The sequence below is a fragment of the Alicyclobacillus suci genome (assembly GCF_017329615.1).
Lineage (GTDB): Bacteria > Bacillota > Bacilli > Alicyclobacillales > Alicyclobacillaceae > Alicyclobacillus > Alicyclobacillus suci.
Genome location: NZ_JAFMTW010000074.1, coordinates 1 through 6,930, shown reverse-complemented (window position 1 = coordinate 6,930; position 6,930 = coordinate 1). Strand labels below are relative to the sequence as shown.

3 protein-coding genes, 28 tRNA genes and 1 rRNA gene are annotated in these 6,930 nt (G+C 53.2%); 31 read left to right on the top strand and 1 reads right to left on the bottom strand.

The window, feature by feature from the left end:
• Nucleotides 1-34: 34 nt before the first annotated feature.
• The 29 genes from rrf to J3482_RS18920 all read left to right on the top strand — a co-directional run bounded on the left by rrf (nt 35) and on the right by J3482_RS18920 (nt 3,282).
• Nucleotides 35-207, top strand: a 5S ribosomal RNA gene (rrf, locus tag J3482_RS19060).
• A 483-nt stretch (nt 208-690) separates the two neighbouring features.
• A tRNA-Leu gene (locus J3482_RS19055) sits at nt 691-775 on the top strand.
• A gap of 2 nt (nt 776-777) precedes the next feature.
• A tRNA-Arg gene (locus tag J3482_RS19050) sits at nt 778-854 on the top strand.
• Nucleotides 855-859: 5 nt separating this feature from the next.
• Nucleotides 860-933, top strand: a tRNA-Gly gene (locus tag J3482_RS19045).
• A 5-nt stretch (nt 934-938) separates the two neighbouring features.
• Nucleotides 939-1,011 (top strand) — tRNA-Lys (locus tag J3482_RS19040).
• A gap of 4 nt (nt 1,012-1,015) precedes the next feature.
• Nucleotides 1,016-1,095, top strand: a tRNA-Leu gene (locus J3482_RS19035).
• A gap of 9 nt (nt 1,096-1,104) precedes the next feature.
• A tRNA-Val gene (locus J3482_RS19030) sits at nt 1,105-1,180 on the top strand.
• 3 nt (nt 1,181-1,183) lie between these two features.
• Nucleotides 1,184-1,255, top strand: a tRNA-Gly gene (locus J3482_RS19025).
• A gap of 95 nt (nt 1,256-1,350) precedes the next feature.
• A tRNA-Ser gene (locus tag J3482_RS19020) sits at nt 1,351-1,443 on the top strand.
• Between the two features lie 5 nt (nt 1,444-1,448).
• Nucleotides 1,449-1,528: transfer RNA gene (locus J3482_RS19015), tRNA-Leu, on the top strand.
• Between the two features lie 6 nt (nt 1,529-1,534).
• Nucleotides 1,535-1,608, top strand: a tRNA-Cys gene (locus J3482_RS19010).
• A gap of 37 nt (nt 1,609-1,645) precedes the next feature.
• Nucleotides 1,646-1,721 (top strand) — tRNA-Met (locus J3482_RS19005).
• Nucleotides 1,722-1,725: 4 nt separating this feature from the next.
• Nucleotides 1,726-1,801 (top strand) — tRNA-Phe (locus J3482_RS19000).
• A gap of 43 nt (nt 1,802-1,844) precedes the next feature.
• Nucleotides 1,845-1,919 (top strand) — tRNA-Val (locus J3482_RS18995).
• Nucleotides 1,920-1,923: 4 nt separating this feature from the next.
• Nucleotides 1,924-2,014, top strand: a tRNA-Ser gene (locus J3482_RS18990).
• Between the two features lie 4 nt (nt 2,015-2,018).
• Nucleotides 2,019-2,095 (top strand) — tRNA-Met (locus tag J3482_RS18985).
• Between the two features lie 5 nt (nt 2,096-2,100).
• Nucleotides 2,101-2,175: transfer RNA gene (locus tag J3482_RS18980), tRNA-Thr, on the top strand.
• 3 nt (nt 2,176-2,178) lie between these two features.
• Nucleotides 2,179-2,262, top strand: a tRNA-Tyr gene (locus tag J3482_RS18975).
• A 64-nt stretch (nt 2,263-2,326) separates the two neighbouring features.
• A tRNA-His gene (locus J3482_RS18970) sits at nt 2,327-2,402 on the top strand.
• 3 nt (nt 2,403-2,405) lie between these two features.
• A tRNA-Gln gene (locus J3482_RS18965) sits at nt 2,406-2,480 on the top strand.
• Between the two features lies 1 nt (nt 2,481).
• Nucleotides 2,482-2,558 (top strand) — tRNA-Arg (locus tag J3482_RS18960).
• A 13-nt stretch (nt 2,559-2,571) separates the two neighbouring features.
• Nucleotides 2,572-2,648, top strand: a tRNA-Pro gene (locus J3482_RS18955).
• Nucleotides 2,649-2,680: 32 nt separating this feature from the next.
• Nucleotides 2,681-2,756, top strand: a tRNA-Ala gene (locus J3482_RS18950).
• Nucleotide 2,757: 1 nt separating this feature from the next.
• Nucleotides 2,758-2,832 (top strand) — tRNA-Glu (locus J3482_RS18945).
• A gap of 5 nt (nt 2,833-2,837) precedes the next feature.
• A tRNA-Lys gene (locus J3482_RS18940) sits at nt 2,838-2,913 on the top strand.
• A gap of 7 nt (nt 2,914-2,920) precedes the next feature.
• A tRNA-Met gene (locus tag J3482_RS18935) sits at nt 2,921-2,996 on the top strand.
• Between the two features lie 3 nt (nt 2,997-2,999).
• Nucleotides 3,000-3,076: transfer RNA gene (locus J3482_RS18930), tRNA-Asp, on the top strand.
• Nucleotides 3,077-3,114: 38 nt separating this feature from the next.
• Nucleotides 3,115-3,201, top strand: a tRNA-Leu gene (locus tag J3482_RS18925).
• A 4-nt stretch (nt 3,202-3,205) separates the two neighbouring features.
• A tRNA-Ile gene (locus tag J3482_RS18920) sits at nt 3,206-3,282 on the top strand.
• Between the two features lie 241 nt (nt 3,283-3,523).
• On the opposite strand, the gene J3482_RS18915 is transcribed toward J3482_RS18920, so the two are convergent.
• Nucleotides 3,524-4,132, bottom strand: a complete 609-nt coding sequence (locus tag J3482_RS18915) for a cell wall hydrolase (RefSeq protein WP_146824948.1) — start codon at nt 4,130-4,132, stop codon at nt 3,524-3,526.
• 328 nt (nt 4,133-4,460) lie between these two features.
• Between J3482_RS18915 and cysK the strand changes: the two genes are divergently transcribed.
• Nucleotides 4,461-5,387 carry a cysteine synthase A gene (gene cysK, locus J3482_RS18910; RefSeq protein ID WP_146824950.1) on the top strand — a complete coding sequence of 309 codons (927 nt, stop codon included), beginning with the start codon at nt 4,461-4,463 and terminating at the stop codon, nt 5,385-5,387.
• 47 nt (nt 5,388-5,434) lie between these two features.
• Complete coding sequence (locus J3482_RS18905) at nt 5,435-6,373, top strand: manganese-dependent inorganic pyrophosphatase (protein WP_146824949.1); 939 nt, start codon at nt 5,435-5,437, stop codon at nt 6,371-6,373.
• Nucleotides 6,374-6,930: the final 557 nt, after the last annotated feature.

Below are 6,930 nucleotides of genomic sequence, written 5' to 3'. Positions count from 1 at the left end.
GAGTGTGTGGAACCTGAGCGGAGCGGAAGCTTTGTCTGGTGATAATGGCGGAGGGGAAACACCCGTACCCATCCCGAACACGGACGTGAAGACCTCCAGTGATAGCGTGACTTTGTGCGTAAGCACATTAGCACGACTTGATACCCGTAGGGGTGCGCCGAGGATACTTGGAGGGAGACCTCCTGGGAAAGTAGGACGTTGCCAGGCGAGAGAGAAGGGCCCTGAGGGGAACGCTGAGAAGGCGGAACCTTGGGGCTCTTTTTGTGTTGGGATGGAGATTGCGATAGGCTCTGATGTTGGATGTCTCTCGGAGCGGGTATTACGCGTGGCGCAGGCGCCCAGATCATGACATTGTCGTTCTGTGGGCCAGCTGTCGACACCCCTTAAAACAAGAACTGGACATCGTTGTGCGAACATTGGCAGCAGATGTGGTATATTGATTGGGTGATTTCATGTCTGTAGTGTCAATTCGGATGGACGTATCCAGTGTATCGGGTAATCGGTTTATGGCCGGTTGTTTCGGGTTCTAAAGACCCTTGTTACCGTGGTTGTTAAGTGGGATTCTACATTTCTTTATCGCAGATTTAACCAATTAAATTTTTCATACGTAAGAGTTGCGCATAGCTAAAGTCTGTGATATAGTAATACGTGCTCTTCCACTTTGCCTAGTGGCGTTTCGGAAGAGAATAGGTCGAAGTGGCGGAATCGGCAGACGCGCACGTTTGAGGGGCGTGTGGGGAAACCCGTGCGGGTTCAAGTCCCGCCTTCGACACCAATGTGCCCTTAGCTCAGCTGGATAGAGCGTTTGACTACGAATCAAAAGGTCGGGAGTTCGAATCTCTCAGGGCACGCCAGTTATGCGGGTGTAGTTCAATGGTAGAACTTCAGCCTTCCAAGCTGATAGCGTGGGTTCGATTCCCATCACCCGCTCCAGTTGTGAGCCATTAGCTCAGTCGGTAGAGCACCTGACTTTTAATCAGGGTGTCCCGCGTTCGAGTCGCGGATGGCTCATCTTGCCGAAGTGGCGGAATTGGCAGACGCACACGACTCAAAATCGTGCGGGAAACCGTGCCGGTTCGAGTCCGGCCTTCGGCATTTTTGTGGGGGCGCTTAGCTCAGCTGGGAGAGCATCTGCCTTACAAGCAGAGGGTCGGCGGTTCGAGCCCGTCAGCGCCCACCACACGCGGAAGTGGCTCAGGGGTAGAGCATCGCCTTGCCAAGGCGAGGGTCGCGGGTTCGAATCCCGTCTTCCGCTTATGGTTGCAAAAAATGGGTTGCTTCGTTTACTTGAGTAAGCGTGCATCAAGTGTGCCATCTAAGTGGCCGATGCAACCTGGCTTTTGCGGCAATGGAGAGATGTCCGAGTTGGTCGAAGGAGCACGATTGGAAATCGTGTAGGCGGCTAAAACCGTCTCAAGGGTTCGAATCCCTTTCTCTCCGCCAATCATGCGGGTGTGGCGGAATTGGCAGACGCACTGGATTTAGGTTCCAGCGGGAAACCGTGGGGGTTCGAGTCCCTTCACCCGCATTTCATGGCGCCATAGCCAAGTGGTAAGGCAGAGGTCTGCAAAACCTTTACCACCGGTTCGAATCCGGTTGGCGCCTCCAGTTTCTCAGATATACCGTAGATCATGTGATGTTCTGTCGCGGGGTGGAGCAGTTGGCAGCTCGTCGGGCTCATAACCCGAAGGTCGCAGGTTCAAGTCCTGCCCCCGCAACCACCTTGGCTCGGTAGCTCAGTCGGTAGAGCAGAGGACTGAAAATCCTCGTGTCGGCGGTTCGATTCCGTCCCGAGCCACCAGCAACACCTGTTTTATTTGCTAGACTTGCGACGTGTTGCAAATGCGGCTATAGCTCAGAGGGAGAGCACCACCTTGACACGGTGGGGGTCATAGGTTCAATTCCTATTAGCCGCACCAACGCGGAGAGATGTCCGAGCTGGTCGAAGGAGCACGACTCGAAATCGTGTAGGCGGGAAACCGTCTCAAGGGTTCGAATCCCTTTCTCTCCGCCACTGTGGCGGCGTAGCTCAGCTGGTTAGAGCACACGGTTCATACCCGTGGCGTCGGTGGTTCGAATCCACTCGCCGCTACCACGTATGCCACCTTGGCTCAGGGGTAGAGCGGCTCACTCGTAATGAGCAGGTCGTCGGTTCAAATCCGACAGGTGGCTCCATCCGGAGGGGTACCAAAGTGGCCAACTGGGGCGGACTGTAAATCCGTTGCGAAAGCTTCGAAGGTTCGAATCCTTCCCCCTCCACCATTTGCCTGTGGCAACCTAAGTGTTGTTGTTGGGCGGCAATGGCTGAATGTAGGTTTCAGATGTGGTGAGTGTGGCGAAGGGGTTAACGCACCGGATTGTGATTCCGGCATGCATGGGTTCGATTCCCATCACTCACCCCACGTTGGGGAATAGCCAAGCGGTAAGGCAACGGTTTTTGGTACCGTCATGCGAAGGTTCGAATCCTTCTTCCCCAGCCATGTGCCCTTAGCTCAGCTGGATAGAGCGTTTGACTACGAATCAAAAGGTCGGGAGTTCGAATCTCTCAGGGCACGCCATCTAACGATATAACGGAGCATAGCGCAGCTTGGTAGCGCGCCTGCCTTGGGAGCAGGAGGTCGTGGGTTCGAATCCCGCTGCTCCGACCAATCGAGGTCGCTTTGGCGGGATCGATGAAGATGGGGGTATAGCTCAGCTGGGAGAGCACCTGCCTTGCAAGCAGGGGGTCGTCGGTTCGAATCCGTCTACCTCCACCATGGCCCTATCGTCTAATGGTTAGGACGCCGCCCTCTCACGGCGGTAATAGGGGTTCGAATCCCCTTAGGGTCACCAAGTTTGGGTCATTAGCTCAATTGGCAGAGCATCCGACTCTTAATCGGCAGGTTGAAGGTTCGATTCCTTCATGACCCACCATATCTGACGCGGGGTGGAGCAGTTGGCAGCTCGTCGGGCTCATAACCCGAAGGTCGCAGGTTCAAGTCCTGCCCCCGCAACCACGTGGAGCTGTGGTGTAGAGGCCTAACATGCCTGCCTGTCACGCAGGAGATCGCGGGTTCGAATCCCGTCAGCTCCGCCAGATTCAAATGGTGGCACATAAGCGTGACCCCTGTATATGCGGTCGTGGCGGAATTGGCAGACGCGCAAGATTCAGGTTCTTGTGGGGGCAACCCCGTGGAGGTTCAAGTCCTCTCGACCGCACCAATTTGGGCCCATAGCTCAGCTGGCTAGAGCGCACGACTGATAATCGTGAGGTCGGTGGTTCGAGTCCACCTGGGCCCACCATAGGATTTGAAGAAGACCTTTGGGAAATCTTCCAGGGGTCTTTTTGTTGCGTTTGCAGTTTGTGTAACGGTGCTGCCGTCGTAGTTAATGCGGCACGGTCATTTGGCAGGGAACGTGCGTCCGTGGAGGCGGACGCGTGGGGATGGGTGTTGGGGCCGGGTCGAAAGGCAAAAGCGGTCGCAATTGGTGGGAATAGGATTCGCTGGTGTGGATGTGGCGGCAGGGCAAACTGCCGCCACAGTTATTTTGCAAACACCAGTGAGTCGATTTGTGTGATGGTGGGTTGTTGTTCCACCCACGATCCCGCTGGCACCTCATTTGGGTTATAGAAGAAGAGCGCATTTGGCACGATGTTAAGTCCCTGTAAGTCGGCGGATGCGGCGGCGATGGCGGATGCGGTGGGTGTATCGTATATCGATCCGTTGAGAACAGGCGTAAATTGGTAGGCACCATCTACCACCTGAAAAATGACATCGTGAACGGTGTTGCCGTAGCCGCCTGCATGCAGACGGTTGAGTACGACGTCACCGACGGCCTCCTGTGCCTCTTGGGACTCGCCTTGTGCCTCGGCGCTGATGATGTGGGCCAGCCAGTACAAGTCGTCTTCCGTGGTCGTTTGGCCGTTTGGCAAGGTGATTTTTTCTCCGACTTGAATTTGGTTGAAATCTGAGAGTTGCGGATTGGCGTCTTCTAATTGCTGTAATGTCATACCGTTTTGTTGTGCAATGGACCATAGGGTGTCCCCGGGTTTTACCGTGTACGTAGCAGCTGCATAGACGACGGCCGGGACACTGAGGGTTGCTAACATCATTGCGCACGTTCTCGTCAATCGTTTCGCTTGTCTGACCATATGTACCTCCAAACACGACAAGGTGGAAATACTTCGCGAACCCTTGCGGCTCACGTTATCATTCTTACCAACCCTCTTGGTTGAGATACGTGAGCCGCACGATGACGACGAGATGAAGAGCGCCTGACTGGATATATAGCGTGCTTGGCAGAATTTCTATTTCTCCTGAAAACTTTTACAAAAGAATATTTGCGACCTGCCCGACAATCCCATATACTGATGATAGTAAATACCCGCTATACATTACGGGTTAGTCGGCTTTAGTCGACGCGTTTCGGCACGTTGCTGAGATATGCGAACTATCCGACAAACTGCGACCAATGGGGGAATCACATTGAAGACGGTTGATAATATTCTCGACTTAATCGGCCAGACACCCGTTGTTAAACTGCGGAACATGACCGGCGCGAATGATGCAGACGTGTACGTCAAGCTGGAATGGTTTAATCCTGGTGGGAGTGTGAAAGACCGGATTGCGAAAGCGATGATTGAGGCGGCTGAGCGCGATGGCCGTCTGAAACCGGGTGATACAATTGTAGAACCGACCAGCGGAAATACAGGTATCGGATTGGCACTTGTCGCGGCCGCTAAAGGTTACCGTGCAGTGTTTACCATGCCGGAAACCATGAGTCAGGAGCGCAAGAGCCTCCTTCGCGCCTATGGTGCGGATTTGGTGCTGACGCCAGGGAGCGAGGGAATGAAGGGCGCCGTGAACAAGGCTGCAGAATTGGCTAAGGAGCACGGTTACTTTATGCCGCAACAGTTTGACAACCCGGCTAACCCGTTGGTTCATGAATTGACCACAGGCCCGGAAATCTTGGAACAGCTCGATAGAAAAGTAGATGCGTTTGTCGCGGGCGTTGGTACCGGCGGTACGCTGACGGGCGTAGGTCGCGTGTTGCGCAAAGAAATCCCCGGCGTTAAAGTAGTTGCTGTCGAGCCAGCGGCATCTCCGATTCTCTCCGGGGGGCAACCTGGTCCGCACAAAATCCAGGGGATTGGGGCAAACTTTGTTCCGTCCATTCTAGATCGCGAGATTTACGACGAAGTGCGCACGGTAGAAAACGATACTGCGTTTGAATATGCGCGTCGCCTGTCAAAAGAAGAGGGTCTTCTCGTTGGAATTTCCTCTGGTGCTAACGTATACGTGGCCCTTCAACTGGCGAAGGAATTGGGTAAGGGCAAGCGCGTGGTAACCGTGTCGCCGTCGAATGGCGAACGCTATTTGTCCACACCACTTTACCAATTCGACTGAGCAGCGGTGCGTGTGCCTGATGGGCACTGACATGAGGGAGGATCACGTTGGGCAAGGTACTTGTCTTTGGACACAAAAATCCGGACACGGATTCGATTACATCTGCGATTGTTTATGCGGACTTAAAACAACAACTCGGCGTTTCCGCAGAGCCTGTCCGTTTAGGCAATGTCAACGCAGAGACACAATTTGTACTAAATCACTTCAACGTTGAAGCTCCACGGCTCGTCGAGGCTGTGGCGGCTGAGGCGAGCGAGGTTATCCTGGTTGATCACAACGAGCGTCAACAAAGCGCCGACGATATCGATCAGGTGCAGGTGATTGAGGTGGTGGATCACCACCGGATCGCAAACTTTGAAACGAGCAATCCGCTTTACTATCGCGCAGAGCCTGTGGGTTGCACGGCGACGATTCTCAATAAGCTGTACAAGGAACACAATGTGCCAATTCGCAAGGAGATTGCAGGCTTGATGGTCTCGGCTATCATCTCCGACACGCTGCTTCTGAAGTCACCAACCTGCACACAGGAGGACGTCGCTGCGATTCGCGAATTGGCAGAAATTGCGGGTCTCGACATCGACGATTACGGATTGCAAATGCTTAAAGCTGGTGCAGATTTAAGTGACAAGAGCATCGAAGATCTCATCTCGCTCGATGCCAAAGAGTTTACGATGGGCGACTTTAAGGTTGAGATTGCGCAAGTCAACGCGGTGGATACAAATGATGTGTTGTCGCGCCAAGCTGAATTGGAGAATGTGTTGCAGAGTGTTATCGACAAGAAGGGATTGGATTTGTTCCTGTTTGTCGTAACGGACATTTTGAACAACGACTCGATAGCTGTGGCGCTTGGTCACGCGGCGCATGCAGTGGAGACCGCGTATAATGTCAAACTGGCGGATAACAAGGCTGTGCTGAAAGGCGTTGTTTCGCGCAAAAAGCAAATTGTGCCTGTTTTGACCGATACGCTGAGTCAGCTGAAGAAGTAAGCAGTACGTTCACGATTGTTGATTTGCTATCGCGTGAGACGACGTTTAAAAGATGATTAGATGATAGGCCGCCCGCCGAGTAGGTGGGCGGCTTTGGTTTGCGCGGATTTGCGTAGTTCTCATAGACGGGTTGATATCCGTAGGGGCACGCTATCGCCTTCGTGTGTTGGCTTGTCGATGAACCTTGATGAGCCTGATTTTGTGCCCTGACCTAGCATTACGTTCGAATGCATTACGTTCGAATTGCGTCTGGCATAATTTCCATGTATTTATTACTTGAAGGTGTTCACAGTATGTGATATATTAGTCAACGTCGCTTCGGCGGTGCGTGCGAAACTTGCGCTTGTAACCTGTGGATGATTGGATGCGCTAGTAAATTTGATGCTATCATCAGTTGAAGCGTGTAATACAAAAACCACTCGTGACAACCGAAAGGTTTCGTGGTATAATAATAGAGTTGCTTCGACAGAAGCGGCACTTGCTCGAAAGAATCACGTCATCTGATTCCGCGTTATGCTTCGCTGAATCCGTGTTCGTGGGGCTTTCATAGCAGGTTT

Coding starts and splice junctions, on each gene's coding strand:
- J3482_RS18915 (WP_146824948.1), bottom strand. CDS start 4,132: ATGGTCAGACAAGCGAAACGATTGACGAGAACGTGCGCAATGATGTTA.